At 60.5% G+C, this 26,311-nt stretch carries 25 protein-coding genes; 18 read left to right on the top strand and 7 right to left on the bottom strand.

The features are described 5' to 3' along the window. Window positions 1–173: 173 nt before the first annotated feature. From ACUXUR_RS22500 to ACUXUR_RS22490, 3 genes are all read left to right on the top strand, one after another. Window positions 174–518, top strand: coding sequence for a hypothetical protein (locus tag ACUXUR_RS22500; protein ID WP_445504586.1), 345 nt, complete (start codon window positions 174–176; stop codon window positions 516–518). 156 nt (window positions 519–674) lie between these two features. Then, on the top strand, window positions 675–884 hold the full coding sequence (locus ACUXUR_RS22495; RefSeq protein WP_445504585.1) for a hypothetical protein: 210 nt from the start codon (window positions 675–677) through the stop codon (window positions 882–884). Between the two features lie 22 nt (window positions 885–906). Further along, window positions 907–1,143, top strand: a complete 237-nt coding sequence (locus ACUXUR_RS22490; protein ID WP_445504584.1) for a hypothetical protein — start codon at window positions 907–909, stop codon at window positions 1,141–1,143. A 35-nt stretch (window positions 1,144–1,178) separates the two neighbouring features. On the opposite strand, the gene ACUXUR_RS22485 is transcribed toward ACUXUR_RS22490, so the two are convergent. Further along, window positions 1,179–1,358 (bottom strand): hypothetical protein, encoded by a 180-nt coding sequence (locus ACUXUR_RS22485; protein WP_445504583.1) that lies wholly within the window; start codon window positions 1,356–1,358, stop codon window positions 1,179–1,181. A gap of 1,151 nt (window positions 1,359–2,509) precedes the next feature. Between ACUXUR_RS22485 and ACUXUR_RS22480 the strand changes: the two genes are divergently transcribed. Continuing rightward, complete coding sequence (locus tag ACUXUR_RS22480; protein ID WP_445504582.1) at window positions 2,510–2,920, top strand: hypothetical protein; 411 nt, start codon at window positions 2,510–2,512, stop codon at window positions 2,918–2,920. A gap of 75 nt (window positions 2,921–2,995) precedes the next feature. Continuing rightward, the gene (locus tag ACUXUR_RS22475) at window positions 2,996–3,190 is read left to right on the top strand and encodes a hypothetical protein (RefSeq protein ID WP_445504581.1); all 195 of its coding nucleotides are present in this window, start codon (window positions 2,996–2,998) and stop codon (window positions 3,188–3,190) included. A 4-nt stretch (window positions 3,191–3,194) separates the two neighbouring features. Here ACUXUR_RS22475 and ACUXUR_RS22470 read toward each other — a convergent pair whose 3' ends face one another. Both ACUXUR_RS22470 and recD2 read right to left on the bottom strand, forming a co-directional pair. Then, window positions 3,195–5,672, bottom strand: coding sequence for a helicase-related protein (locus ACUXUR_RS22470; RefSeq protein WP_445504580.1), 2,478 nt, complete (start codon window positions 5,670–5,672; stop codon window positions 3,195–3,197). 233 nt (window positions 5,673–5,905) lie between these two features. After that, window positions 5,906–8,104 (bottom strand): SF1B family DNA helicase RecD2, encoded by a 2,199-nt coding sequence (recD2, locus tag ACUXUR_RS22465; RefSeq protein WP_445504579.1) that lies wholly within the window; start codon window positions 8,102–8,104, stop codon window positions 5,906–5,908. A gap of 285 nt (window positions 8,105–8,389) precedes the next feature. On the opposite strand from recD2, the gene ACUXUR_RS22460 reads away from it, so the two are divergent. After that, window positions 8,390–8,725 carry a hypothetical protein gene (locus tag ACUXUR_RS22460; RefSeq protein ID WP_445504578.1) on the top strand — a complete coding sequence of 112 codons (336 nt, stop codon included), beginning with the start codon at window positions 8,390–8,392 and terminating at the stop codon, window positions 8,723–8,725. 97 nt (window positions 8,726–8,822) lie between these two features. Beyond that, on the top strand, window positions 8,823–9,290 hold the full coding sequence (locus tag ACUXUR_RS22455) for a cupin domain-containing protein (RefSeq protein ID WP_445504577.1): 468 nt from the start codon (window positions 8,823–8,825) through the stop codon (window positions 9,288–9,290). Window positions 9,291–9,343: 53 nt separating this feature from the next. Here the strand turns inward: ACUXUR_RS22455 and ACUXUR_RS22450 are convergent, their stop codons facing one another. The 4 genes from ACUXUR_RS22450 to ACUXUR_RS22435 all read right to left on the bottom strand — a co-directional run bounded on the left by ACUXUR_RS22450 (window position 9,344) and on the right by ACUXUR_RS22435 (window position 14,347). Beyond that, window positions 9,344–10,633 carry a hypothetical protein gene (locus ACUXUR_RS22450; protein ID WP_445504576.1) on the bottom strand — a complete coding sequence of 430 codons (1,290 nt, stop codon included), beginning with the start codon at window positions 10,631–10,633 and terminating at the stop codon, window positions 9,344–9,346. Window positions 10,634–11,111: 478 nt separating this feature from the next. Next, window positions 11,112–12,356 carry a CaiB/BaiF CoA transferase family protein gene (locus ACUXUR_RS22445; RefSeq protein WP_445504575.1) on the bottom strand — a complete coding sequence of 415 codons (1,245 nt, stop codon included), beginning with the start codon at window positions 12,354–12,356 and terminating at the stop codon, window positions 11,112–11,114. Between the two features lie 19 nt (window positions 12,357–12,375). Then, a complete protein-coding gene (locus ACUXUR_RS22440; protein WP_445504574.1) occupies window positions 12,376–13,248 on the bottom strand; it encodes an HpcH/HpaI aldolase/citrate lyase family protein in 873 nt (290 codons plus the stop codon). Between the two features lie 133 nt (window positions 13,249–13,381). Next, window positions 13,382–14,347, bottom strand: a complete 966-nt coding sequence (locus ACUXUR_RS22435; RefSeq protein ID WP_445504573.1) for a Bug family tripartite tricarboxylate transporter substrate binding protein — start codon at window positions 14,345–14,347, stop codon at window positions 13,382–13,384. A 150-nt stretch (window positions 14,348–14,497) separates the two neighbouring features. Here ACUXUR_RS22435 and ACUXUR_RS22430 point away from each other — a divergent pair, with 150 nt between their 5' ends. The 11 genes from ACUXUR_RS22430 (at window position 14,498) to ACUXUR_RS22380 (ending at window position 26,309) form a co-directional block, all read left to right on the top strand. Next, entirely contained in the window at window positions 14,498–15,367 is an 870-nt protein-coding gene (locus tag ACUXUR_RS22430; RefSeq protein WP_445504572.1) for a LysR family transcriptional regulator, read from the top strand. Window positions 15,368–15,596: 229 nt separating this feature from the next. Continuing rightward, window positions 15,597–16,619 carry a Zn-dependent oxidoreductase gene (locus ACUXUR_RS22425; RefSeq protein ID WP_445504571.1) on the top strand — a complete coding sequence of 341 codons (1,023 nt, stop codon included), beginning with the start codon at window positions 15,597–15,599 and terminating at the stop codon, window positions 16,617–16,619. A 57-nt stretch (window positions 16,620–16,676) separates the two neighbouring features. Beyond that, entirely contained in the window at window positions 16,677–17,672 is a 996-nt protein-coding gene (locus ACUXUR_RS22420; RefSeq protein ID WP_445504570.1) for a TRAP transporter substrate-binding protein, read from the top strand. Between the two features lie 94 nt (window positions 17,673–17,766). Continuing rightward, on the top strand, window positions 17,767–18,267 hold the full coding sequence (locus ACUXUR_RS22415; protein WP_445504569.1) for a TRAP transporter small permease: 501 nt from the start codon (window positions 17,767–17,769) through the stop codon (window positions 18,265–18,267). Beyond that, window positions 18,267–19,544 (top strand): TRAP transporter large permease, encoded by a 1,278-nt coding sequence (locus tag ACUXUR_RS22410; protein WP_445504568.1) that lies wholly within the window; start codon window positions 18,267–18,269, stop codon window positions 19,542–19,544. Before ACUXUR_RS22415 ends, ACUXUR_RS22410 begins: the two co-directional genes overlap by 1 nt. A gap of 7 nt (window positions 19,545–19,551) precedes the next feature. Then, window positions 19,552–20,271: a GntR family transcriptional regulator gene (locus tag ACUXUR_RS22405; protein WP_445504567.1), complete on the top strand. Its 720-nt coding sequence runs from the start codon at window positions 19,552–19,554 to the stop codon at window positions 20,269–20,271. Between the two features lie 13 nt (window positions 20,272–20,284). Then, window positions 20,285–21,784, top strand: coding sequence for a mannitol dehydrogenase family protein (locus ACUXUR_RS22400; RefSeq protein ID WP_445504566.1), 1,500 nt, complete (start codon window positions 20,285–20,287; stop codon window positions 21,782–21,784). A gap of 25 nt (window positions 21,785–21,809) precedes the next feature. Beyond that, window positions 21,810–23,006 (top strand): mannonate dehydratase, encoded by a 1,197-nt coding sequence (uxuA, locus tag ACUXUR_RS22395; protein WP_445504565.1) that lies wholly within the window; start codon window positions 21,810–21,812, stop codon window positions 23,004–23,006. 84 nt (window positions 23,007–23,090) lie between these two features. Beyond that, window positions 23,091–24,002: a sugar kinase gene (locus ACUXUR_RS22390; RefSeq protein WP_445504564.1), complete on the top strand. Its 912-nt coding sequence runs from the start codon at window positions 23,091–23,093 to the stop codon at window positions 24,000–24,002. A 23-nt stretch (window positions 24,003–24,025) separates the two neighbouring features. Beyond that, window positions 24,026–24,700 (top strand): bifunctional 4-hydroxy-2-oxoglutarate aldolase/2-dehydro-3-deoxy-phosphogluconate aldolase, encoded by a 675-nt coding sequence (locus tag ACUXUR_RS22385; RefSeq protein ID WP_445504563.1) that lies wholly within the window; start codon window positions 24,026–24,028, stop codon window positions 24,698–24,700. Between the two features lie 37 nt (window positions 24,701–24,737). Next, complete coding sequence (locus ACUXUR_RS22380) at window positions 24,738–26,309, top strand: Re/Si-specific NAD(P)(+) transhydrogenase subunit alpha (protein ID WP_445504562.1); 1,572 nt, start codon at window positions 24,738–24,740, stop codon at window positions 26,307–26,309. Window positions 26,310–26,311 lie beyond the last annotated feature (2 nt).

The following is a 26,311-nucleotide window of genomic DNA, read 5'->3' as shown; positions in this document are numbered from 1 at the left end:
TTCGACTTTTCTAAATACGCTCAGTCTCTTTCCAGGCCGACTTCTTTGTGGCTTCAGCTTCAACACGTGCTTCTCTGAGCGCCCGCATAAGTCAGAGCCTCTCACCGACCGCACAGGTGCTTCCTTGTTCGTGCATTGCGGCCTGCACGAGCCCAACAAGGAAGGGATGCGCCATGCAAGCTCACCGGTTCGCGGTCGGAGAGATCGTGCTTTTTGCCGAGAGACGGCACTTCCAATTCACGTGGAAAGTTCCCTATACGATCATCTCCTGCATCAGGACCGATGCCGCCGAGCCACAATACAGGATCGCCTCCGTCCACCGGGATGAGATCCGCACCGCAGGCGAGCACGAGCTCTGCCGGACGCCGCAGCCGCTTCCAGCTGCCCAACAAGCACCTGAACAGTTCCTCAAGGCTCTGGTTTGCCCGCAGCCCGCCAACCTCAATCGTAAGTCTGCCCTTGAGCGCCCTCTCCCTGCACGGCTGCAGCACGCAAGGAGTGGAACGCATCATGTTTAGCGTTTCTCCTTTTCCAGCAGGCACCAGGGAGCCTGGCTCTCAACAGCCATTCTGGCTGGCGTATTGTCTTTCATCCTGTTCATTGTGCTGTTCATCGGGTGAGAGCCTTTCGGCGGCACCTTGGTCAGGCATTAGCTGTCTGGAAAGGAGCTTCTCATGTCGGCGCATCTTTACCCATGTGGCCAACACGTCACCTTTACCGAGAAGCGCTCCATAGGCCCATCTTGGAGCGGAAACTTCGTCATCATCAAGCATCTGCCTTCGGGCGATGAAGCCCCTCGCTACGAGGTCAAGAGCATTGGCGAAGTGTACAGCCGCGTCGCGTATGAAAATCAGCTCGCCACCTCGTTCACAATTTTCCGATAAACAACGCATCAAGGAGAAATTCATGCCTGAAACGAAGAAGCTGGCCCGGTTTCTGGTCTCTCCGTCATCTGATGGCAGCGATCCCCATATCGTCATCGAACTGCAGGACGGCTTCAAGCTCACGCTCACGGCAAGCTTCGCTCAGATCGAAGAAATGGCGGATGTTCTTGACGACATACTCGATGCCATGTCTCCCAATGCTGGGATCGATGCTGATCACATGCCTGCGTTTCTTCAGAAAAACAGGTCGCCAGCCTGATACCTGGAACTTCCTGAAGGAGCATGCTCTCTGGGTTAGGAACGAGGACCACGTTGCTGATTCTCAATGGACTTGATCTTGGCATCCACCAGATCCGCCAACACACTGTCAGGTGTTAAAGCTCGCAAATCCTTCGATGCTTGCTTCAGTTCAGCCAATGTCGCTCCGTCGACAAGTGTTCGCTCCGCAACTCGGAGGGCTTTTTCATAGAACATTCGTCAATCCTCTGGTTCTCAAATGAGCCACCAGAGAGCCTTCGGAATGCGACTTTCATGCGCTTTCCAGGAGGTCATTTGGAGGTGCCAGCTCATCGTGCGGAGCGGAATGGCAGCGTCAGCGAAAAGTGGACCCGGTCTTTCCCCTCGAACGATGCGCTGCTCTATGAAGGGAGCATCGGGCGAGAAAGGTGCAAGTCCCACTTTTGGTCCGATGCTTTAGCGGGTCACGGGCTCGGCAACCTGGCTGATGCGGCTGACTGGGATATGCTACCTTTATCTGAACCCAGGCTCGTAAGCAGAATGTGGCTCTCCAGGCCGCGCTCAAGGTCTTCGCCACGCTGCCCAAGGCTCAACGTCCACCAATGCCTGAGGCTCTGGATGGAAGCTCCTTGTCCTTGGGCCTTGCCCATTCCTCGGACAAGGTGACGAATATTATGGAGCGCAATGCTTTCGTCGGAGACGCGATTCATCGCCCATGCCTCTCATTCGGGTTTGCACGTCTGTTGCTGTCAACGCCCCGTCTCATCCGAATGGGCCCGGCTGATGTCAACATCCGTTGCAGATGCCCTTTGATATCTCTCTCATTTTACGTTCGCGGGCTCGCTCCAACGCCTCAGCCTTATCACGAGCCTCCTTGGCCATGGCAGCGGATTGGGCTGCTTGATCAGTGGGTGAGAGCCTGACTGGCCTTGAAGCACTCGATTCCGCGCTGGTCTTCTCTTCAGAGTAACTGACTTGAGGCAAAAGCAGCAGACCTAGTGCGGTTATGACAGTGACAAATTTCAATGAGGGCTCCTCGTGGAGCACTTACATTGGCCCCTTTCATAGATATACGCCGCAATTTGCTTGATGGCGAACGAAGTTTTCGTGATTGAAGATTTGCGCCGGCAATTAATGCAATTCATAAGAAATGCTACTGAATTTTGAGGCATTTCAGCGGGCATAATATAATTATTCGATTAACACCTTGAAACAAACCTGTTCCAGCTTATCCTTAATTATCGACATTGGTCGGACATATGGTCCGTTTCGCCTTTCGCTTGCAGGCGTGCGCTCCGCTCTCTCCAAACATCGAGAACAATGTAGCCCCGCTTCGTTGTGAGGAGGTGCGCATATGCACCCTAGAACGTTGAAAGGCTTTGCTCATCATGGGTAAAGTGAAGTCCTGCGACCAAGCAGATGATGTGGGCAGGAAGTTTCGTCCAATACCTTCAGCGATCGTCGGTCTGGCACGATTGCCGTCCATGACATCGAGACTGTCTGACCATGAACTGGCGCATAGGCATCAAACCGTTCCTCCAACGGAGCGGTTTTTTCGTGAAGTTTTATTGAGTGATAGTCGAAATAGCGAGGAGCGTATGAGCACATTTCGAAGAAGCACGCCTGCAAAATCGGTGATCTTCGCGGTCAATTATGACGACGCCCGTACGGCTTACCTGTGGATCGATAACCCTGCGAAGGCCAACGACAACCGGGCTGTCAACCTTATCGCACGCGCTCAGCAGGAGAAAGGCTCCTTGCCTGAGGGCATCATCATCAGCATTAAACGCGTCAGGTAAGGCAAGGGCGAGCAGCGAACGAAACTGCTCTCCGAGCAAACCACCTCTGTGTTTCCGCATTCAAGAGAGTTCCCAATGTCTCACAAGTTCAAAGTCAAGCAGACAGTCCGGCTGAAGCAGCCGGGGATTTCAGACAACTGGATCAACTCCGCGGGCGTTTACGAAGTCCTGCGGCTCATGCCTGCGGATCAGACAGGAGAGCTTTCGTACCGTATCAAATCGGGCATGACCGAGAGAGCTGTCCGGGAGAGCGAAATTCGGAGTGCCTAGGCGCTCAGGCCCGAGAGCGATCTCGGCGTTCCTCAGCCTTGGAGCGATTCTGTTTGTGTCGGCCTTCCTTCATATCTTGCCTTCGGCCTTTGTATTGCCGTTGCTTTTCATCCGCCTTCTTCCGGCGAGCAATCGAGGTCGCAATCAACTTCTCCTCGATCTTCGAATTCAGATCGGAACGTAAGTTGACCACGGCTTCGACATTTTCGAAGATGTGCGGATAACGCTGTGCCAGCCAAAGCCAAGTCGTTGCTATTTTCACCCTGGCCTCGAGCTTCAGAAGATCACTGTGCAACCCGAAGTTTGGCGGCTGGACCAAACCGTTCACAGCATGCTGCCTGGCCCATTCGAGAAGAAGTTCGACGGCCAGCCGCTCGCGAATTTCGACAGGTGCCATTGCATAGGACAGACGATCCAGGATCGGCATATCCACCGTGTCGAGGAGAAGCGCGAGCTCAATCATCTCCTCCATATCGGCCATGCGAAGGTCTGGGTGGCCGGCCACGAGAGTGTCGTTCAAATGACGTAGAATCCGGCCGAGCCGGTCGGTCTGGAGAACCTCGCTCGCGGACATGACCGTCTCCTGATTAGGACGCACATAGGCCTTGCCACGGAGCTTTACCCCCTCTCCTGTCAGTGCATTCGAGATGATGGCTTCGGAACGCCCATAAGAGCCAGCCTCAAGAAGCGCAGTGACAAGTCCCTCGTCGTGATGGCCGAAGCGCCCTGCTCTGCCTGCAATCTGCTTGATCTCCATTGAAGTAAGCTGTCTTTCCTGGACACCATCGAACTTGCGGAGCGTCGAGAAAACGACTCTTCGGAGTGGACCGATATTGAGGCCCATTCCAATGGCATCCGTGGCCACAAGGATTTCCGCTTCGCCGTTGCGGAAGCGTGCAGCCTCGGCTCTGCGGACTTCCGGACCGAGAGCACCATAGACGGTCGCTACCGTGCGCCCTGACTGGACGAGCCGGGCGCGCAGTTCATGGACATTCGCACGCGAGAAGGCGATGACCGCGTCGCCCCTGGACAGTTTGCTGAGTTCGACAGGAGCGCGCTCCACGCGGAGTGGTCCCTTGCGTTTGAGGATCCTGATATCCAGCGGCTCTCCCGTCATGGCCAGGAGATGCTCGACGAGAGGGATCGCCTCAGGAGCTCCGGTCAGGACGACGAGACGGGCCGGAGCCCCAACAATAGCCTGCGTCCACGCCCATCCTCGATTGGGATCACTGAGCATTTGCACTTCATCGATCACGCAGACATCGACGACCCGATGCAGGTCCAGGGTCTCGATGGTACGGGCGACATGTGTCGCGCCTTCGGGGAGAATGCGCTCTTCACCGGTGATCATACCGGCCAAGAATTTGCCTTCGCTCAAGCGCTCATAATGCTCAAGCGCAAGAAGCCGCAAGGGCGAGAGAATCTCGGCTGTCTGGGCCTTTCCGGCCAATCGGAGAGCCTCGTGGGTCTTGCCCGAATTGGTCGGTCCGGCGAGGAAAATGAACTTGCGCTCCAGGGATCGGGCGACCGGGAAGATCGTGGCGTACCGCTCGTAGCCGGATGCCTCCCGAATCTGAGCCTCACGCATATGCCGGAGCCGCCTGGCGGAGGCTCTGGAACGGATGTCATCGAGTTTCTGACGGAGCCTGCGCCCGGCCCCCGCAGGTCCGTGCTTGTCGGATCCATGGATCCGGTCGAGCTTTTCGAGCGCCGAACGAATGCCTCCAAGGATGGCTTCTCTTTCTTGGTCATCCTGATATGCGGCGAGATAGGTATCGAGTTCGTCCCGCCAGCTCGCAACCTCCTGCTCACATGCCTCCTGCGTCGCATCCCGCAATTCCACCAACCGAGCCTCGAGGGCTTCGGCGGCTATCGTGATCTCCGTTGGCCCAATCCGGGCAGGCGATAGAACGACAGCCGCAACCTCCGGCGGTTCGACGAAAGCGAACTCGACCAAAATCTCGATTGGACCACCATCCGGCAGGATCTGGACTGTGTTGCTGAAGACGGCTCGATAACCGACGAAGGCACGATCGGACCTTGGCCCGGAGTTCCATTTCTGGCGCTCCATATCACGGCTGTCGCGGTCGAGCCTGCGGATATCCTCGACGATATAAATCCCTGTCTTCTTCCGGACGGGCGTCAGGATACTATGCCGACGCCGGTGAGAGATATCATCGACAGGGGCCACCGGCCTGCCTTCGTAATCTGTATCGCTCCGGGCTTGCGCAGCGTTGCCGCGCCTGCCGTTCATGGTGGCTTCATCCCGGGCCCGCCATGCCGGAACCTCCGACGCCAGCTTGGCGATGATCTTCGGATCGAACATTCGAGTTTCGTATGTGCGCCCCGACTTTCGATAAGTCTCCCGCCCCGCAACCGGAATAAGCCTAGCCTCGATCCACCTCTCGCATTCAGCAGCGCTGGCGAGAAGAATCCCAGGCAGGTGATTGATGGTGACGAGATCTTTCGGTTTCTTGGACATTCACAAATCCGATGGGGAAGCAATCGGAGCCAGGAGGCGATCCCCATACCCTGGATTGCGGGGCATAGCGCCGTCTCCTAACGTCGGATCATTCCTTCTAGGACAAAAAGGACGGAACGGGGACAGTTGGGAGATAACCACCTGCAAGTCTTGTAGTTCGATTACAACCCAGTTCCTGTTCGGAGGGCGCCTAATGGAAGAGCCGCGTGGGGACTCCTGGGCCTTTAACCCCGTCAGGCCGCGGCTATCCATTCCCGCAGTTTCGTCCAGCGCCTCTTTATCTGCCCTCCCCTGACCGCCATTGCCACAGCCTTCTTCTGGCCGACCAATACGACCAAGCGTTTGCCTCGCGTGACGCCTGTGTAGAGCAGATTGCGCGCCAGCATCGTGAAATGCTGCGTGACGACAGGAATGATGACGGCGGGATACTCCGAGCCTTGCGACTTGTGGATCGTGGTCGCATACGCAGGCACGACCGTGTCGAGTTCGCCGAAGGGATACGAGACCTCCCTTCCATCGAACGATGCGATCAGCACCCCCTCCTCGTCGTCGATGCGCGCAACCATACCCAGATCGCCGTTGAAGACCTCCCGGTCATAGTCGTTCTGGGTTTCCATCACCCGATCTCCCGGCGAGAAGCGCCAGCCGAACCGTTCCACCTTGGACGCAGGATTGGGATTGAGCACCTCCTGAAGCTGGATATTGAGGTTGCGGGCGCCGAGGACTCCCCGGTTCATCGGGCACAGCACCTGAATGTCCTTCATCGGATCAAGGCCGAAGCGGCGCGGAATCCGCTCCTTGATCATGTTGATGATCTTCGGCACTCCGTCTGCGGGGTCATCGATTTCGACGAAGTAGAAGTCGCTCTCCTCGCCTGCCTTCGGCGGCTCGGGCACCTGCCCCTTGTTGATGCGGTGAGCGTTCACCACGATCCGACTCTCCGCCGCCTGGCGGAAGACTTCTGTCAGCCGGGCAACCGGGATGCGCTCGGAGCCGATGATGTCGGCAAGGACCTGCCCTGATCCGACAGAGGGCAACTGGTCCACATCTCCCACCATCAGCAGCCCGGCATGGGCCGGAATGGCCTTGGTCAAAGCATTCATGAGCGGAACATCCACCATGGAGGTCTCGTCCAGCACGAGCAGATCGCAATCGAGCGGGTTCTCCTCATTTCGCGAGAAGCCGCCGTGTTCAGGGGCGATCTCCAGAAGGCGGTGGATGGTCTTCGCCTCCAGCCCGGTCTGCTCCGTCATCCGCTTTGCTGCCCGCCCGGTAGGGGCTGCCAACGCCACCTTGACACCCTTGGCGACCAGGAGACGCAGGATCGTATCGAGGAGAGTCGTCTTGCCGACGCCGGGACCGCCCGTCATGACTGCCACCTTGGAGCGGAGCACCAGCCTGAGAGCCTCCCGCTGTGAGGCCGCCAGGATCTTACCCGTGCGGGCCTCGACCCATGGAATGGCACGCTCAAGGTCAATTTCAGGCCACGGAGGTGGACCTGACGCCTGCTCAATCAGCCGAGAGGCAATGGCCTGCTCGGCCAGATAAAGCCCCTTCAGGAAAAGACAGGTTTCAGCACCGATCGTATCGGAGACGATTCCACCCGTGGCAATCTCTTCGACGATCGCTGTCCGGATCAGTTCTCTGTCGACCTCAAGCAGCTGTTCTGCAAGCCGGGTCAGAGCATCGATTGGAAGAGCGCAATGTCCCTCGTCCGTGGCGGTCTGCAGCGCAAACGAGATACCGGCCCGGATGCGTGGCGGAGCCGTCTTTTCCATCCCGAGCTTGGCTGCAATGGCATCGGCGGTTCTGAACCCTATTCCGCGCACCTCCTTCGCGAGACGATACGGATCCTCGGTCATGATCCGGATGGCTTCAAAGCCATAGGTCTTGAAGATGCGCACCGCGCGCGCCGTGCCGACGCCATGTGCGTGCAGGAAGATCATGATCTCCCGCACTGCCTTCTGTTCGGTCCAACCTGCCACGATGCGGGAGGCCCGCAGGGGACCGATTCCCTGCACCTCCGTCAGGCGATCAGGACTGACCTCTATGATCTCGAAGGTATTCTCGCCAAAGGCTGCCACGATCCGCTTTGCCATCGCCGGCCCGATCCCGCGCATCTGCCCCGAGGCGAGATACTTCTCGATACCTTCAACACCAGTCGGAGGGGTCGTCTTGAGCACCTCAGCCTTGAACTGGAGCCCGTGTGTGCGGTCGCTGATCCAAAGGCCGCTCGCCGTAATCCATTCTCCTGCCGAAACCGCAGGGGTATGGCCGACCACTGTCACGAGGTCCCGCTTGCCTCGTGTATGCACCTTCAGGACAGCAAAGCCGTTCTCCGCATTATGGAAGGTGACACGTTCGACCGAGCCTGCGAGAGTCTCCAGAGCGGGTTTCTCAGCGGTCTGCGACGGTCGGAACATCTGGTTCATGGTGCTTGCCAGGAGGCCCCTAGCCTCTTCAAGTTGATTCCCTGTACGGCTTTGCTGATGAGGTAGCCCTCCTCGCTCACTCTTCCCCACTTGGATGAGCCAGCACAGGCTCCGGGGCGGTTAAGGAGGAGCCAGAGGGAAGCAGCAACATCGCGCAATTCCTTGACCTCCAGTACGTTCTATGTTTGTTCTTTTTGCGACAATCGTATACGAGAGGCTAACCGGACTGTGATGAGTGCAGGAACAAGGCGAAAGCTCACGGAGCCCAGCGCGACTGAGCAAGAGTTGAAGGACGTGCAGCGGATGCTCGCGAAAGCCGAGCAGAAAATCCGAAATCTGCAAAGCAGGATAGCTGACCAGCAGCGAGAAATTCGGAATCTGCGGGCGCAGGCCAAGCACGAGGAGAACCTTATTGCCGAGCGGAACGAGCTAAAAGCCGAAATCGCCGATCTTCGGAGCGAGAATAAGGAGCTGACCCGCGCCAACCGGGAGCACGTCGAGAAAAATGACGCTCTGCGGACTGAGACAGAGAGGCTGAAGGTCCAGGTAAGGACCCGAAAGTCGAATGGCCTAAGCGCAGGTGCGAGCCTTGGGGAAATCCTGCAGCCGTCGGTGACTTGACCAAATTGCAGTCTCCTGATCCCCCGAATTTCCCTTGTTCGCAGTTGGAGCGCCGATAGGCTGTGCTCTCCCGTATGCCGCGAGGAAGAGAACAGACATGGACGGCGCCGCCACTGATCATCGAAGCCTGTGGTTTCTGAACACGCACGTCACCATCCGCCTTTCGGCGCGGGAAGGTTCGGACGGCATCTCCGTGCTTGAACATCGGGCTTCACGAGGCGATTCACCGCCTTTGCATATCCACCATGATGAGGACGAGATCTTCCACGTCCTCGAAGGCGACGTGCGCTACCGCGTGGGCGACAAGGAACGCCGGGCCGGAGCGGGTGAGACGCTCCTTGCGCCCAAGGGCATTCCCCACACCTACAGGGTCGAGTCGGCTGAGGCCCGTATGCTTACGATCACCCGAGGCGAGTTCGAGAACTTCATCCGTGCGTTTGGACGGCCTGCCGAGCGAGAAGGACTGCCAGACGCATCCGGCCCGCCCACACCCGCGCAGGCTGAAGCCCTTGCCCGCGCCTGTCGGCAGTTTGGAATTGAACTCGTCGGCCCGCCCCTATCGTGAGAAACGGGCGCATGCTCTTCCACGCGCGTGTCGGATAAAACACGCCTGCTCCATCACGCCGCGACATCCAAGGAGATGCCGCGGGCCTCTGCAAAAGCGATGAGAGCAGATTCGCCGTCAATGCGACGACGCTGGTCGATGACCCAGCCATCGCCGTCCTGCACGACGATATAACCCCGCGCCTGCAGACGGGAGACGAGAGCCTGAATGCCATTCGTCTCCGTCTTCGTGACACCGCGTTCCGCGATGAAACGCTCGATGGCGGCCTGGGCAGCCTGGGCGAGATCGACGGCATCCGCACGGTTCGTTGGCTTGGCTTTGGCCTTGGCCTGAGCCATGACGCGCGCCGGATCCCGGCGTACGGATTTCCAGCCGCCCCGGCCAGACACTTGGGCAGGGGCTGCGTCGGCACTTGGCTCCGGACGGGCCGCCACGGGTGTCTCCACCACGACAATCTTCGGTGTCGGAGCCGATGGAGGCGGATTGATCTGACGTGGGGCTGCAGCCTGAGACACGCCCTGCGCCGCAGGCACGACAGCTTTCCTGGCGGCAGGTTTGACGGCCGCGCGCTTTGGCGTCTCCAACTTTCCTTCGCGGACTGGAAGTGCGACATCGTCAGCCTTGCGTTTGGACGGCACGCCGACTTCGGCGATTCTCGCCTCGGCATTCAGCCGCTCCGCTTTCGCAATGCGCTCGGCTTGAGCATCAGCGATCCGCTGGCCGAGATCGGCAAGGTTCTGGTCGATGCGGCGCTTTTCGGCGATGGCGTCCATCGCAGCCCGCACCATGCCGGCTTCCGTCTCCGAGACTAAGCTCTTCAAGCGCTCGGCCAGGGTGGTCTCGAGGCGCTTGACTGCGCGCTCGATAGCTGCATGGGGATCGATGGGCGCAGAAGTTGTCGCCCGCGCTGCCGCGGGCATGACGGAAGCCGTCTTCTGCGGAGCAGATTTTGTATCGAGTACAGGCTTTCGTACCATGGGATTCGCGGATTTGGGTCCGGTCATGCCGGAGGCCGTATTTTTCGCGAGCTTGGAAAGATCCCTGACACCGATCAACCCGAGGTCCTGCAACTTCCAGCGAATCTGGTTGACGGTTCTCCTGAGCTCTTCCGCAATGCGCTTGTCCGTCATAGGCGGATCGGCTGACACCAACTCACGCAGACGCGCTACGCTCGCCTCGTCCCAGGGTTGATGGGTTTGGACAAGGGTGCCGATCTGGCGGGCTCTGGCATAAGTTGCAGGCACCGGCCTCCCGAGTTTTGCAGCCGTTACCGGAATCGGAACTTTCGCAGCCCTGTCACGACGCAGAATATCGAGTTCTTCTTCAGTCCATACCCTGTTCACTGCAGGGTTCTCCTTTTCTCAGCGAGATTGGGACCTGGCGACCCTGCATCACGAGCGAATGGAGATGCGGAATGAAAGGAGGTCGCCGGGTTAGCCGGCGACGATGAACGTTCAAGCCAGCTATGAGGGGAAGAGCACCAGGAACATAGTGCCGGTTGGTGCGAAGCTTGCTGCCTGGGGCGAGGGTGCGGATCCGAAACTGGATCGCTGCTCCTGTTCGTGCTCCGGCAGACTGAGCCTCCTGACAAAGCAAATGCTTCGCCACGCCGACCAATGCGGTTTGATGAGATCGAGTTGCCGTTGCATGGAAAACGTTCGGATGGAAACGAGCCTTATGTAGTCAGCTTTTTTCCGAAACTCAATAAAACTTCCGCAATCCAGCCGAGACAAGCAGCACTAACTGCCGTGCAATCTCTGATCTGATCCCCGGCTTAGGCCGTGCTTGAGACGACGCAGGGTAGAGAATACCGATAGATCGTCACGCCTTGATTGCTTCTCCATGCACGACCCCGGATGCGACCAGGGCTGCATAGCCGGCATCGTCGATTCCGATCTCGGCAAGCAGGGAACGATTGTGTTCGCCTAGCCTGGGAGCTGGCGTCCTTATTGAACCGGGAGTGCCACCGAGCCGCGGCACCACGTGGTGCATCGGGAGGATGCCCATGTCCGGATCGGGAAAGTCTGCTATGACCTCGCGCTCGATGAAGTGCGGATCCTCAAGAATCTGCGAGGTATCGTAGATCGGACCAATGGTGACTTCCGCCGCCTCGAAGAAGGCGACATTCTCCGCCTGCGTCCGTTCGGCGATGAAGGCTCCGATGATGGCATCCAGCGCATCGGCATTCCTGACCCGATCGGCATTCGTCCGGAACCGGGGATCGTCGATAAGGTCAGGCCGCCCGATCGACCGAAACAGGCGTTCGGCCATCTTCTGGATGGAGGCCGAGAGACTGACATACCGCCCGTCGTTGCATCGATAGGCATTTCGCGGAGCCGAGTTCGTCGAGCGGCTTCCGGTCCGCGGCTTGACTTTCCCTGTCAGTCGGAAGTTGGCCGACTGGGGACCAAGAATGGAGAAAAGCGGATCGAGCAGGGGCAGATCGATGACCTGCCCCTGCCTGCCCTTCAGCTCAACGTCACGTAGGGCGATCATGGCCGCCGAGGCGCCGTAGATGCCGGCAATGCCATCGGCGAGATACATCGGGGGAAGGACAGGCTCCCGGTCGGCAAAGCCGTTGATGGCGGCAAAACCGGAGATGCCCTCGACCACGGTCCCGAACCCGGGGCGTTGGCTGTAGGGCCCGTCCTGGCCCCACCCGGAGATCCGCATGATCACGAGCTTCGGATTGAGTGCCAGCAAGGTATCCGGGCCAAGGCCCATCTTCTCGAGCACGCCGGGCCGGAAGCTCTCGATGAATATCTGCGCGGAGGGCACGAGCGCCCTGATGATCTCAGACGCCCGAGGGTTCCTCAGGTCGAGGCTGAGACTCTTCTTGTTACGGGCGTAAATCTTCCAATGAGTGCTGATGCCCTCGGTCTTCCAGGCCCGCAGGGTGTCACCCTCCGGTGGCTCGACCTTGATCACTTCGGCACCGAAGTCGGCCAGCATCTGCGTGCAGACATTGCCCGCGAAGAGGCGAGAGAGATCGAGGATACGCACCCCGTCCAGGGTGCCGCGCATCTCGGGACGGTAGTCTCGCTGGTGAAGCTTGGTGGCCGACATGTCAGCGTCTTTCCCCGGTTCAGGCCGGATCGAATTGCTCGGCGATGGCGACGATGGCCCTTGCGCTGACGAGAAACGGCTCGTCGATCATCTGGCCGTCGACAACGAAGGCTCCGACTCCCTTGGCGGCGGCTTCTTCCGCCGCCGCAAGAATGCGGCGGGCCTTCTCGATCTCGGCCGGACGCGGCATGAAGCACTCATTCGCGATCGGGACCTGCGTAGGATGGATGCAGCTCTTGCCCGCGAAGCCGAGATTGCGAGCCTCCTCGCATTCCTCGCGGTAACGCTCAGGTTTCGCCACGACAGCATAGGCGCCGTCGTAGGCCGGAACCCTGGCCTCTGCCGCGGCCAGCCGGACCGCCAGTCGGACATAGCTCAGGGCTTGGGAATCCGAGCGATTGATGCCGCACGGCTCAAAAAGGTCAGCGTAGCCGATCTGGAGCCCGATGACGCGCGAGTCGGCCGTGGCGATGTCGGCCGCCTGCCGGAGTCCTTTGGGCGTCTCGATGTTGGCGAGAATTCCGATGGGGCGCTCGATCCCGGCGACCGTCTCGAACCGGGCGAGTGCACGGGCAGCCTCCCGGATCTCGTCGCCGCTCTCCACCATTGGCAGGTTGAGGACGTCGAGACCGGACCCGACAATCACCTCGAGGTCATCCTCGAAGAGACCGCTCGAAAGACTGTTCGAACGGACCACCACGATCTTGCGATCATCCGTCGAACGGCCCCGCAGGAAGGATCCGACCGCAACTCTCGCTTCCGCCTTTCGATCTGCCGCCACCGCATCCTCGAGGTCGAACGAGAGCGCATCGGCAGCGGATGCTGCCGCCTTGGCAAAGAGTTCCGGACGTGAGCCGGGCACGAAGAGCTTGCTGCGCATCAGACGTTGCATGAGACTTTTCCGAGACCAGATTGGGCGACGTCATCGAGTGGACGACGACATCACGATTGCCGAATCTGAGGCAGGATACCGTGGGGGCCATCACGGCTGCCTGCCTCAGAGTATTGCGATCAGCCTGTCACCATTATTTCAGGAGGCCGAGTTCCCCCAGCGCGGTCTTCATCATGGCCTGCTGTTCCTTCAGGAAAGCACCGAACCCTTCTGCGTTCTGATAGGCCCCGATCCAGCCGTTCCTCTCGAGGGAGGCCTTCCATACCGGGGTAGCGACCATCTTCTCGATAGCGGCGCTCAGTTCCTTCCTCTCGGCGTCGGTCGCTTGCTTTCGGGCCATCAGGCCGCGCCAGGTTCCGATGACGACATCAACGCCCTGCTCCTTCAGCGTCGGGACGTCGAGGCCGGCGAGACGCTCACCGGACGAGACGGCGAGAGCGCGGAGCTTGCCGGACTTGATCTGCGATGCGAACTCCGGCACGCCGCCGACACCGGCGGTCACATGACCGCCGAGGATGGCCGCAACCTGTTCGCCGCCACCGGCATAGTTGATCGCGTTGGTCTTGCTGGCGTCGCCGGCGACTTTCTTCGTGATCTGTCCCGCGATGACATGGTCGAGCCCGCCTGCGGACCCTACCGCCCATGTGACTGACGCGGGATTGGCCTTCACCTTGGCGGTGAGGTCCGCCAACGTCTTGATGTCGGAATTGGCCGGGACCACCACCACACTGTACTCGCGTAGCAGCAGGGCGAGAGGCGCGGCGTCCTCCAGCGTGACCGGCGGCTTCGTCGTCAAGATCGACCCGACCGTAGTCACGCCGATCGTGAGAAGTCCCGGACCGCGGTTTTGCCCGTTTGCGAACTGGGCGAGCCCGATGGCTCCGCCGGCGCCGGGGACGTTCAGGACCTGAATGCCGGAAGCGAGGCCGGCCTCCTGCAAGGCATCCCGAACAGCGCGGGAGGTCTGGTCGAAGCCGCTGCCTGGATTGGCCGGGGCGATGATCTCAAGGCCCTTGATTTCGGCTCTGGCTGGTACGGTTGCCGCCATGGCCAACGCGGCGAGGGCGAACAGGGCGGTTCGGCGGCGAACGAGCGTCATGATTTCTCTCCCATATGGCTGAGGCCTTTCAGGCAGGCCCCTTTACGAGTTGGCCCCAGAACAGGCCATCCAACCTAAGCAAGATACCGCTCACGGACACGATGGGAAAAGCTGGTCTTTTCCACCTTAAGAAGATAGTTTTTCCATCTTATGGACACGGAATTCCTCAAGACCTTCGTGATTGTCGTTGAGGGTGGCTCGATTGCCGAGGCTGCCCGTCGCCTCAATCTGACGCCGGCCTCAGTGGCCTTGCGCATGCGTACGCTCGAAAAGGAATTTGGTACGCGCCTCCTCGTCAGATCGGGGCGTACCGTGACGCCTACGGAAGCGGGACGGGCTCTGACCGAACTGGGACGCAACCTGCTGCGCGACGTCAGCAACCTCAAATCAGCCCTGACGACTGAAAGTCCTGCGGGAGAGCTTCGGATCGGCGCAGTTCCAACGGCCATTACGGGGTTGATGCCGAAAATCCTGACGGCCGTGCAGGAGGTCTATCCCGGGCTGGAAATTCACATCGTTCCGGGCCAGTCGGCCGAGCTTCACTTCAAAGTGCTGAATGGTGAGCTCGATGGGGCCATCATCATCCAGCCCTATTTCGCCCTCCCCAAGGCCTGCGGGTGGGCCGTACTGCGCGAGGAGCCGTTGCTGGTGATCGTGCCGTCATCAATGGGCGGTCAGGACGCCCACACGGTTCTGGCGACCGAGCCCTTCATCCGCTACGGCCGTAGCTTCTGGGGAGGACGCCTGGTGGACAGTTATCTCACCCAAGCCAAAATTCGACCGCGGGAACGCTTCGAGCTTTCCACCCTTGATGCGATCGCCGTCATGGTTGATCGGGGACTGGGGGTTTCGCTCGTCCCCGACTGGTCACCACCTTGGCCTGAAGGTCTGTCATTGGCGAAACTGCCACTCCCACTGCCGACCGAACCGAGGCGGCTTGGTCTTCTGTGGATGAAAGGTTCGGCACGGATCCGCCTGGTGCGGGTCTTTCTTGAGCAGGCTCTCGTATCGCTCTCATGAGCCTTCAGGCTTTGCACCGTGATTCTTGCTTGGCCATAGAGTTTCGTCCAACCCAACCCATTGGATGTGCGAAGCCCTTCTGTGCGATGCCATGTAAATATCAACCGGCGCCTGCAGGTGATCCAAGGCAGAGCCAAAGTGGGATGGTAAGGGACGCCCGAGAGAGGCATACCGCTTGACACTCCTGCTTGACGCCGATACTTGTCGACTAGTCGACGAGGAACGAACTATGCTTGCTATCTCGGTTCAGTCACCCAACCACCTCGAAGCGCGCGAGGTCGCCGCGCCAGGGGCTCCTGAGGTCGGCGAAGTATTGTTGCGCACCGTGAGAGCAGGGATCTGCGGCTCCGATCTTCACATTCTTCATGGATCAAACCCCTTTGCGCGTTATCCGCGTGTCATCGGCCATGAGTTCGCCGGAATCATCGAGGCCGTAGGCGCCGGTGTCGAAGGTCTTGCGCCCGGCAACCACGTCGTTGTCGATCCGGTCGTGTCGTGCGGCCACTGCTATGCCTGCCGCGTTGGCAGATCCAATGTCTGCGGCAATCTCGAAGTGTTTGGTGTTCATCGCGACGGCGGGTTCCGGGACAGGCTCCTCGTGCCTGCTATCAATTGCGTCAAGGTTCCGGACTCGATGCCCTTCGAGGTTGCTGCTTTGGCCGAGCCGTTCTCGATCGCCGCAAACGTTCTCTCCCGCACCGGGATCAGTGCCGGTGACACGGTGCTGATCTACGGCGCCGGCACCGTCGGCCTCACAGTTCTCCAGGTCGCCAAGCTCCACGGAGCCCGCTGTCTCATTGCCGACATCGACGCAGCTCGCCTCGAGTGGGCCCGCAACTTCGGCGCCGACGTGACGATCCATTCGCGAGAGCAATCGGTTCCGGAGATCGTCAAAGACGAAAACGAGGGCCTCGGCCCGACCGTGATTATCGATGGCGCCGGAATTCCAGCCCTTCTGGAGGAAGCCTGTCGGATCGCGAGCCCGGCGGGGCGGATCGGCCTCCTCGGCTTTTCTCCGGCGCCCTGCAACATCAGCCAGCAGGAAATCGTCAAGAAAGAGCTGACTCTGGTCGGCTCCCGCCTGAACCGGAAGTTCCTACCACAGGTCGTATCATGGCTGGCCGAAGGAAAACTCAGTCCGGCAGCCATGATCACGCAGACCTTCGCGGCTCGTGAGGCGCGCACGGCTTTCGACCTGATCGAGACCCGTCCCCAGGACACCATCAAAGTTCAGCTCGCGTTCGGCGAGTAGGAAAAGTTGCATCCGACCGACGCAGAAAACGCGCGGCTTTCACCAAGGAGGAAATCAATGTCGTACTCATCAAAGCTCACGCGCCGGGTCGCTGCCGGCGCAGTGGGTGCTCTTCTAGCCCTCGGAGTTGCCGGACCGGCGTTTGCCCAGGCGAAGACGACCCTGAAGCTTGGGCACCTCGGAAACGAGGAGAATGTCTGGCACAAGGCGGCCTTGAAGTTCGCGGAGGAAGTCTCGAAGCGCACCAATGGCGAGATCGAGGTCAAGGTCTTCCCGAACGAGCAGCTCGGCAAGGAAACCGACCTGATCAAGGGTATTCAGCTCGGCACCGTCGACTTCACGATCACCGGCGAATCCCTGCAGAACTGGGCGCCTTCCGCAGCCCTGCTCGCTGTTCCTTATGCCATTCGGGATCTTGAGCATCTCGACAAGGTCGTGAACGGTCCTGTCGGCCAGAAGATCGCTCAGAACATCGAGGAGAAAACGCAGCTTAAGCCCCTCGCCTATTTTGCCCGCGGCGCCCGCGAGCTGACGTCGAATCGTCCGATCAAGACGCCGGACGATCTTAACGGCCTCAAGCTGCGTGTCCCCAACGTGCCGCTCTTCGTGAAGGTTTGGGAAGCGCTCGGTGCCAAGCCGACGCCGATGGCCTTCTCGGAGGTGTTCACTTCGCTCCAGAACCATACGATCGATGCGCAGGAAAATCCGCTGGCGCTGATCAAGTCGGCCAGCCTCAACGAGGTCCAGAAGTACGTCAACCAGACCGATCACGTTCTGAGCTGGATTTATCTGGTCGGCGGTAGCAAGAAGCTCGGACGTTTGCCTGCCGAGCAGCAGAACGCGATTGCCGAAGCAGCCAAGGCCGCCCAGGCATATGAGCGCGGCCTATTCCTGAAGGACGAAGAGCAGCTTGCCGCCGATCTAAAGGCGAAAGGCATGGAGTTTGTCGCTTCCGACAAGGCCGCTTTCGCCACCAAGGCGCAGCAGGCAGTCGCTTCATCCCTCCCTGCGGAGATCAAGCCGCTCTACGACGAAATCATCGCGACGAAGTAATCACGCTCGATGAGCTCCTGAGCCGCCTTCTTCGGAAGCGGCTCAGGTCTTGTCGGACTGGGTTCGAAACGACGTCACGCGAAGGAGAGTGACCATGCGCAATGTTTTTGCCGCATTAATGGCGGCTACCCTTTCGCTCTGCCGTTACGGCACGCTTGCGGCATTCAGCGTCCTGATTGCCGTGGTCACGATCCAGGTGCTTGGCCGGATACCGGGCTTTCCATCTCCCTCATGGACGGAAGAGGTTGCCCGCTTCGCACTGGTCTATCTTGTTGCCTTCTCGTGCGGCATCGCCGTTCTTCGCGGAGAACTCGTCAATGTCGACCTCTTCGTTGGGCCGCTGCCTGAGAGTGTCCGACGGGTGATCGACCGGATCGTCGATCTCATCATTCTCGGATTCGCCGTCGCTATCATTCCGGGGGCCTACGATTACGTCGCGGGCAGCATTGGTGAACGGGCGCGCTCAATCGACATACCCATGGTGGTGATCTACGTGGTCACGCTGATCATCCCAATTTCTCTTGCCTTCTTCTCACTCGCTCGGCTCTTCGGTTTCGGACAATCCGCGCCTGCAAGCCATGGGGAGCTCCTCTGATGCTTGTCACCCTTCTCTTCACGACCTTCGCGGTCTGCCTCGTCCTGGGTGTTCCAGTCGGCATCTCGCTGGGCCTTGCAGCGGCTGTGTATCTTATCGGCGCAGACATCGATCTCAGCGTCGTGCCCCAGTTCATGTTTGCAGGCATGGATTCTTTCGTCCTGCTCTGCATTCCCGGTTTCGTGCTCGCCGGCAACCTGATGAACGGCGGTGGCATCACCGACCAGATCGTGCGCTTCGGCAACGCAGTCGTCGGCCACATCCGCGGTGGCCTCGGTCTGGCAAATGTCCTCGGCTCGATGATCTTCGCCGGAATTTCGGGCACGGCTGTCGCGGAGACGGCCTCGATCGGTTCCGTCATGATTCCCGCCATGCGCAAGTCCGGCTATGACGCGCCCTTCGCGGCAGCTGTGACGGCGGCAGCCTCGACGGTCGGCCCCATTATCCCGCCCAGCGTCCCAATGATCATCGTGGGCACTTTGACAGGTCTCTCCGTCGGAAAGATGTTTCTGGCAGGCGCCGTTCCAGGACTCCTGCTGGGCCTGGGCATGATGCTGACCGTCTACATTCTGTCACGCAAGCGCGGTTATCCAAAAGGCACCTGGGGCGGTCTCGGCCATGTTCTCTCCACCAGCAAGGGCGCATTCTGGGCTCTTCTGATGACGGGTGTCATCCTGTTCGGGATCGTGGGCGGCTTCTTCACCCCGACCGAAGCATCGATCGTCTCGGCACTCTATGCTTTCGTGGTTGGCCTGTTCATCTACAAAGGCTTCAGGCTGAGCCACCTTCCCAAGCTGATGCTTGAGAGCGCCATCGGCTCCGGCGCCTTGATCCTTCTGGTCGGCCTGGCGAACGTCTTCGGCTGGATTCTCACCAGCGAACAGATTCCACAGATGATCGCCGACGCGATGCTTTCGCTGACCACGAACAAGTATCTGATCATTCTTCTGATCAACATCCTTCTTCTGATTGTCGGCACCTTCATGGAGACGATTGCAGCCCTGATCATTCTGTTCCCGCCCCTGCTCGCTGTCGCCGTCAAAGTCGGTATCGACCCGATCCATTTTGCGACCTTCGCAGTGCTCAACCTGATGATCGGCCTGACGACGCCGCCGGTAGGCGTGTGTCTCTTCGTGGCAGCCAACATTGCCAAGATCTCTCTTGGAGCAATCTCTCGCGCAATCTGGCCCTTCCTTGTTTGCAACATCCTGATCCTGTTCCTGGTGTCTTACATCCCTGAAATCTCGCTTTGGCTACCTAGCCTGTTCTACAAGTGAGCCTCCGATGTCATCGACACGCACGCCACCCAGAACTGAACGTATCCAAGGCACAGCGGCCTCGCTTCCCTCGATGACGGTGCGCGCCATCCATGCGCAGATTCGCGATGACATCGTGACGCTCCGGCTCAAGCCGGGGGTGCGTCTGTCGGAGAACGAGCTTTCTCTCCGCTTCGGCACCAGTCGTGCTCCGGTGCGGGAAGCCCTCATCCGGCTCGTTGAGGAAGGGCTGATCGAGGTTCTTCCGCAGCGCGGCAGCTTCGTGAGTCGGATCTCACTGGCATCCATGCAGCGGGCGCGTTTCGTGCGCGAAGCCTTGGAGATTGCCATCGTCAGGCGCGCCGCCGAGCGCGGTCTTTCTACGCAGGCGCGAGAGCACGCGTTGGCATCTCTTGGTGAGCAGGAGGAAGCTCAGGGCGATCCCGAGCGCTTCACGCTTGCAGACGATGCTTTCCATCGTGCTTTGGCGGACGATATCGGTATCGCCCAGATCTGGTCCGTGCTGGAGCGGGAGAAGTCTCAGTTCGATCGGATACGCTTTCTGAGCCTGCCGGCAAGGACGCCTGTCACGACACTCATCGCGCAACATAAAGACATTCTCAACGCCATTACCCAGAGAGACCCTGAGGCTGCCGAGGCAGCGATGCGCATCCATCTCTCCGAAGTCCTGAAAATTACCGAGAAACTCGCGGCCGAGCATCCGGACCTGATCATCAACGATGTCTAACAAGCACGATCTCATGACAGCAGGCCTCCCTCTCCTTTCACGGACGACGCTTGCGGGCGCGAAGGCCGTAACGACGCTCCCGGGCTATGCTCGCGACCGGATGCGTACGGGAATCGTGCATCTGGGGCTTGGCGCGTTCGTACGGGCGCACCAGGCTCTCTACACGGAAGACCTGCTCGCGTCCGAACCCGGCGACTGGGGAATGGTCGGCGTCAGCCTCCAGCGCCCGGACCAGCGCAACCGCCTCATGCCGCAGGACGGTCTCTACACGGCACTGCAGAAGGATCGCTTGGGCGTGTCGGCGCGGATCGTCGGCTGCCTCGGTTCCGTCCTCGTTGCTCCGGAGGACCCGGTGGCGGTGGTCGAGGCCATGGCGGATCCCAGCGTCCGCATCGTCAGCCTGACCGTCACGGAAAAGGGCTACTGCATCGATCCGGCGACCGGGCGTCTGCAGCAGCATCATCCCGACATCCAGCACGACCTTGAGCATCCGGGTGAGCCACGCACTGCCGTCGGCTTCATCCTGGCTGCATTGGAGCGCCGGCGGGATGAAGGCATGGCTCCATTTACGGTCCTCTGCTGCGACAACCTTCCCTCGAATGGGCGCCTTCTCGCATCGCTCGTCAGCGATTTCGCAGCCCTGCGGGATTGCGGCCTCGCCACCTGGGTGGAAACCCATGCTGCTTTCCCGTCCACAATGGTGGATCGGATTGTGCCGGCAACGACGGACGAGGATATCGCCGAGGCTGCCCGCCTCACGGGCCTCGCGGATGCCGCCCCCGTCGTTCACGAGCCTTATCGCCAGTGGGTAATCGAGGACCAGTTCATCGATCGCGCACGTCCGCGTTGGGAGAATGTCGGAGCCGAACTGGTCAGCGATGTTGCTCCATACGAGCACATGAAGCTCCGGCTCCTTAACGGAGCGCACTCTGCCCTCGCCTATCTCGGCTATCTCGCAGGCCATGAAACGATTGCAGATACCGTAGCCGATCCGGTTCTGAAAGGCTTCGTCAGAGACCTCTGGCAGGAGATTATCCCGGTCGTGCCGGCGCCACCCGGAACCGATCTCTCCACATATGCGAACGTGCTTCTGGAGCGTTTCTCCAATCCGGCGATCCGGCACCGCACGTGGCAGATCGCCATGGATGGCTCACAAAAGCTACCGCAGCGGTTGTTGGCGACCGCGCGCGAGCGCCTCTCGCGCAATCTGCCATTGCCCCGGATTGCCCTCGCGATTGCCGCCTGGCTCCGCTACGTCGGCGGAATTGACGAACGCGGGCGTGAGATCGACGTTCGGGACCCCCTCGCCTCCCAACTGCGCACGGTTCTCGACCGCGCCGGCGACGCCCCGCAGGACCGGGTCCGCGCGATTCTGTCGATCGACGCCATCTTCGGCTCCGACCTGCCGCGTGATGCTCGTTTCGAGAGCGCGCTGATTGGCGCCTATACCCGCCTCCTCTCACGCGGCGCCCGCGGTGCCGCAGAGGAACTCCCTACTCCCGCCGGTTGCTAAGCCCGGCTCCTATGAGGTTATGATCATGGAACAGACGTGGCGTTGGTTTGGTCCACCGGATGCCGTTCAGCTTTCCCATATTCGCCAGACCGGCGCGACCGGTATCGTGACGGCTCTGCACCACATCCCCTATGGCGTGGTCTGGAGCGTCCAGGAGATTGAAAAGCGCAAGGCCGAAATCGCCGCGGATCCATCACTGGGCCTCCGCTGGAGCGTGGTCGAGAGTCTGCCGATCCACGAGAGCATCAAGATTGGTGAGGGCGATCTCACGGTTCTCTTCGACAACTACCGGCAGTCTTTGCGCAACTTGGCCCAATGCGGCATCACCACCGTCTGCTACAATTTCATGCCAGTGGTCGATTGGACACGCACCGAACTCGCCCATCCACTGCCCGGCGGCGGCACGGCTCTGCGCTTCAACTTGCACGAGTTTGCCGCCTTCGACTGCTTTATGCTCAAGCGGTCGGGAGCTGAGGCAGAGTATGCGCCCGAGGTGCTCGCCCGAGCCAGGACATGGTTCGACCGGTCCTCGGAGAGTGACCGCAGCAAGCTTCTCGCCAACATCATGGCCGGACTGCCCGGTGCCTATGACCGCTATGATATCCCGGGTCTGCGCGTGGTGCTCGACCGTTACCGGGAGATCGATGCCGCGGCCCTGCGTGAGAACCTCGCCCGCTTCCTGCGCGAGGTGATTCCGGCGGCCGAGGAGGTCGGCATCCGCATGTGCATCCATCCCGACGATCCGCCGCGGCCACTGATGGGTCTGCCCCGCATCGTCTCGAACGAAAACGATCTCGCGTTCATTCTGGGCGCCGTGGACGCGCCAGCGAACGGGCTGACGCTGTGCAGCGGCTCGCTCGGGGCAGGCCCAACGAACGATGTACCGGCGATTGCAAGGCGGTTCGCAAGCCGGATCTGGTTTGCCCACCTGCGCAATGTGGCGAAGGACCCGGACGGCTCCTTCATGGAAGCGGATCATCTGGGTGGCGACACCGACATGGTGGCCCTCGTGACGGTGCTCCTGGAAGAGCAGAAACGCCGGAAGGATGCGGGCGATCCGCGCTGGCGCATTCCGATGCGGCCGGACCACGGCCACGAGCTGCTCGATGATGTCGGTAAACCCACGCACCCGGGCTATCCGGCAATCGGACGCCTCAAAGGTCTTGCCGAGCTGCGCGGCGTCATGACGGCTGTCTCAGCCCTGAGAGATCTGCCGCTGTAAAAAACTGTAGGCATCCGCCGGCTGGTGAGTCCATACGTGACGTGCGCCATGTCCGGCGGAGGGGCTTTGTCCGGTGAGGGAACGATGACACGCATTGCATGTGTGGGCGAATGCATGATCGAGCTGTCTCAGACAGCGCCAGGAGCCTTTACTCAGGGCTATGGCGGAGACACGCTCAACACCGCAATCTATCTGGCTCGCCTTGGCATGCGGACAGACTACGTGACCGCACTTGGAGATGATTCCTGGAGCGAGGAGATGCTCGCCGTCTGGCGGACGGAGGGTGTCGGAACCAGTATGGTGCTCCGCCTCAAAGGTAAGCTCCCAGGTCTATACATCATCACGACAGACGAGGCCGGTGAACGCTCGTTTTCGTACTGGCGGGACAATGCGGCAGCGCGCCTTCTCTTCGACAATCCCGAGACGGATCGTACGATCGAGCGACTCGCCGCCTATGATGTGATCTATCTGTCGGGGATCACCTTGTCCCTTTACTCGGACAAGGGCCGCCTTCGACTCCAACAGGCTCTTACCCAAGCGAAAGAGCAAGGCTGCCGAATTGCCTTCGACACCAATTTCCGTCCCCGCGGATGGCCGGATCTCCCGGTCGCACGAAACGCATACCGGCAGATCATGCGGCAGTCCGATTTGATCTTCGCTTCAAGCGAAGACCTGCATCTCATCTTTGGAGATCAGGGAGTGGAGGAGCTTTTCGCATATAGAGCGTCGGCTGAGCTGATCCTTAAGACACCGGAACCGGCATGTCGCGTCCTCGCAGGCGAAACCGATGTCGTCGTCGCGGCGACTCCGGTTGCCGACGTGGTGGACACGACCGCTGCCGGCGACAGTTTTGCGGCCGGATATCTTGCCGCGCGTCTGTCGGGGGCCAGTCCCGAAAACGCGGCCAGAAACGGACATCGCATCGCCGGAGCGGTGGTGCGCCACCGGGGCGCCATCATCCCGAAAGCCGCCATGCCGGACCTCCAAATCAGATGAACACCTTCAGAAGGAACTCCGGCATGCGATTAGATGATGCAGATCCCACCAACCTCCCAAGTGGGCCCATACGGGATGCGTTCTCTAGTTCCCCAATCATCCCGGTCATTACGATTGAGCGTATCGAGGACGCGGTCCCGCTGGCACAAGCTCTCGTCGAGGGCGGCCTGAAGGTCCTCGAAATCACGCTTCGCACCCCAGTGGCCTTGCACGCAGCCGCCGCGATCATCAATGGCGTTCCAGAGGCCGTCGTCGGGCTTGGGACTGTGACAAGCGATTCCGATCTGGACCAAGCGAAGAGGATCGGTGCCCAGTTCGCGTTGAGCCCCGGAGCCACGCCTCGACTGCTCGACGCCGCAGCCGATAGCGGTCTTCCTTTCATCCCTGGAGTCGCCACGGCATCGGAGATCATGGCGGCGCGGGAGCGTGGTTTCACGCTCCTGAAGTTCTTCCCCGCTGCCTTCTCCGGCGGAATCAACGCTCTCCGGGCTTTCAGTGGTCCCTTTCCTGACATCCGCTTTTGCCCGACGGGAGGGATCAGCGAAGCCAATGCATCCGAGTGGCTCGCCCTGCAGAATGTGATCGCCGTGGGTGGATCCTGGCTCACTCCCGCCGAAGACATCAGGCGCGGTGCATGGGATGCGATCACCGAAAGAACGCAACGGACGCTGGCGGGGCTCTCCGGTATTCGGAAATAACCGAACGACATCCTGCTGACGGAGCTGGAGGAATACGATGAAGATCGGAGCACCGAGAGAAATCTTTGGGGGCGAGAACCGGGTGGCGATGACACCCGAGTCCGCCATCCAGTTGCAGAAGCTGGGGCATGCCTGCCTGATCGAGGCCGGCGCCGGCGAACGGGCGGGCTTCCCCGATGCGGCTTATCTGGCAGCCGGCGTCGAGATCCTGCCATCCGCCGAAGCGGTGTTCGCGGCCGCCGATGTGGTGGTGAAGGTACGCGGGCCTGAGACGGCAGAAGCCCAGATGCTCCGCCGAGGCCAGACCTTGATCTCGTTCTTCTGGCCGGCCCAGAATCCGGACCTCCTGGAACTGTGCAGGGAGAGAGGCGCGACCGTCGTGGCCATGGACATGGTGCCGCGCATCTCCCGCGCCCAGAAGATGGACGCGCTCTCCTCCATGGCCAACATCGCGGGCTACCGTGCCGTGATCGAGGCCGGCAACCATTTCGGCCGCTTCTTCACCGGACAGGTCACCGCCGCCGGCAAGATTCCGCCGGCCAAGGTGCTCGTGGTGGGCGCCGGTGTGGCCGGACTGGCCGCCATCGGCACCGCCACCTCACTCGGCGCGCTCACCTATGCCTTCGATGTCCGCCCCGAGGTGGCCGAGCAGATCGAGTCCATGGGTGCCCAGTTCGTCTTCCTCGAATTCGAAGAGACGCAGGACGTTGCCGCCACCGGCGGCTATGCCGCCCCGTCCAGCCCGGAATTCCGCGAGAAGCAGCTCGCCAAGTTCCGCGAGCTCGCGCCCGAGATGGACATCGTCATCACCACGGCCCTGATCCCCGGCCGGCCGGCGCCGAAGCTGTGGCTCGCGGACATGGTGCGGGCGATGAAGCCGGGCTCGGTGATCGTCGATCTCGCGGCCGAGCGCGGCGGCAACTGCGACCTGACCGTGCCGGACCAGAAGATCGTGACCGACAACGGCGTCACCATCATCGGCTATACCGATTTTCCCAGCCGCATGGCTGCACAAGCCTCGACCCTCTACGCTAACAACATCCGCCACTTCCTCGCCGATCTGACGCCGAAGAAGGATGGCGTCATCGTCCACAACATGGACGATGACGTGATCCGCGGCGCGACCGTGACGCACGCGGACGCGATCACCTATCCGCCGCCCCCACCCAAGGTGCAGGCGATCGCAGCGGCCAAACCGAAGGAAAAGCCCAAGGAACTCACCCCGGCGGAAAAGCGCGCGCAAGAGGCGACTGCCTTCAGGAACCAGACCAAGACCCAGGTGGGGCTACTCGTCTTGGGCGGCCTGCTGATCGCGCTGATCGGCGCCTATGCACCAGCGAGCTTCATGGCCCATTTCATTGTCTTTGCACTGGCCTGCTTCGTCGGATTCCAGGTGATCTGGAGTGTCAGCCACTCCTTGCACACGCCGCTGATGGCGGTGACCAACGCCATCTCCGGCATCGTGGTGCTCGGCGCCCTGCTGCAGGTCGGCTCCAGCCATGGGCTGGTGGTCATCCTGGCCGCCCTGTCGTTCCTGATCGCCACCATCAACATCGTCGGCGGCTTCCTGGTCACGCGCCGGATGCTGGCCATGTTCCAGAAGTCGTGAGG

It is taken from the genome of Microvirga medicaginis, assembly GCF_052658925.1.
Note: the sequence above shows the minus strand (reverse complement) of the source record. Positions and strands in the feature narration are given on the sequence as shown.

Excerpts from the sequence above, each read along its gene's own strand:
- ACUXUR_RS22410 (WP_445504568.1), top strand. The coding sequence starts at position 18,267 with ATGCTTGTCACCCTTCTCTTCACGACCTTCGCGGTCTGCCTCGTCCTG.
- ACUXUR_RS22440 (WP_445504574.1), bottom strand. The coding sequence starts at position 13,248 with ATGCAACGTCTGATGCGCAGCAAGCTCTTCGTGCCCGGCTCACGTCCG.
- ACUXUR_RS22475 (WP_445504581.1), top strand. The coding sequence starts at position 2,996 with ATGTCTCACAAGTTCAAAGTCAAGCAGACAGTCCGGCTGAAGCAGCCG.
- ACUXUR_RS22425 (WP_445504571.1), top strand. The coding sequence starts at position 15,597 with ATGCTTGCTATCTCGGTTCAGTCACCCAACCACCTCGAAGCGCGCGAG.
- ACUXUR_RS22490 (WP_445504584.1), top strand. The coding sequence starts at position 907 with ATGCCTGAAACGAAGAAGCTGGCCCGGTTTCTGGTCTCTCCGTCATCT.
- ACUXUR_RS22385 (WP_445504563.1), top strand. The coding sequence starts at position 24,026 with ATGCGATTAGATGATGCAGATCCCACCAACCTCCCAAGTGGGCCCATA.
- ACUXUR_RS22420 (WP_445504570.1), top strand. The coding sequence starts at position 16,677 with ATGTCGTACTCATCAAAGCTCACGCGCCGGGTCGCTGCCGGCGCAGTG.
- ACUXUR_RS22500 (WP_445504586.1), top strand. The coding sequence starts at position 174 with ATGCAAGCTCACCGGTTCGCGGTCGGAGAGATCGTGCTTTTTGCCGAG.
- ACUXUR_RS22400 (WP_445504566.1), top strand. The coding sequence starts at position 20,285 with ATGACAGCAGGCCTCCCTCTCCTTTCACGGACGACGCTTGCGGGCGCG.
- ACUXUR_RS22405 (WP_445504567.1), top strand. The coding sequence starts at position 19,552 with ATGTCATCGACACGCACGCCACCCAGAACTGAACGTATCCAAGGCACA.
- ACUXUR_RS22380 (WP_445504562.1), top strand. The coding sequence starts at position 24,738 with ATGAAGATCGGAGCACCGAGAGAAATCTTTGGGGGCGAGAACCGGGTG.
- ACUXUR_RS22470 (WP_445504580.1), bottom strand. The coding sequence starts at position 5,672 with ATGTCCAAGAAACCGAAAGATCTCGTCACCATCAATCACCTGCCTGGG.
- ACUXUR_RS22455 (WP_445504577.1), top strand. The coding sequence starts at position 8,823 with ATGGACGGCGCCGCCACTGATCATCGAAGCCTGTGGTTTCTGAACACG.
- recD2 (WP_445504579.1), bottom strand. The coding sequence starts at position 8,104 with ATGAACCAGATGTTCCGACCGTCGCAGACCGCTGAGAAACCCGCTCTG.
- ACUXUR_RS22480 (WP_445504582.1), top strand. The coding sequence starts at position 2,510 with ATGGGTAAAGTGAAGTCCTGCGACCAAGCAGATGATGTGGGCAGGAAG.
- ACUXUR_RS22485 (WP_445504583.1), bottom strand. The coding sequence starts at position 1,358 with ATGTTCTATGAAAAAGCCCTCCGAGTTGCGGAGCGAACACTTGTCGAC.
- ACUXUR_RS22445 (WP_445504575.1), bottom strand. The coding sequence starts at position 12,356 with ATGTCGGCCACCAAGCTTCACCAGCGAGACTACCGTCCCGAGATGCGC.
- ACUXUR_RS22495 (WP_445504585.1), top strand. The coding sequence starts at position 675 with ATGTCGGCGCATCTTTACCCATGTGGCCAACACGTCACCTTTACCGAG.
- ACUXUR_RS22430 (WP_445504572.1), top strand. The coding sequence starts at position 14,498 with ATGGACACGGAATTCCTCAAGACCTTCGTGATTGTCGTTGAGGGTGGC.
- uxuA (WP_445504565.1), top strand. The coding sequence starts at position 21,810 with ATGGAACAGACGTGGCGTTGGTTTGGTCCACCGGATGCCGTTCAGCTT.
- ACUXUR_RS22415 (WP_445504569.1), top strand. The coding sequence starts at position 17,767 with ATGCGCAATGTTTTTGCCGCATTAATGGCGGCTACCCTTTCGCTCTGC.
- ACUXUR_RS22435 (WP_445504573.1), bottom strand. The coding sequence starts at position 14,347 with ATGACGCTCGTTCGCCGCCGAACCGCCCTGTTCGCCCTCGCCGCGTTG.
- ACUXUR_RS22390 (WP_445504564.1), top strand. The coding sequence starts at position 23,091 with ATGACACGCATTGCATGTGTGGGCGAATGCATGATCGAGCTGTCTCAG.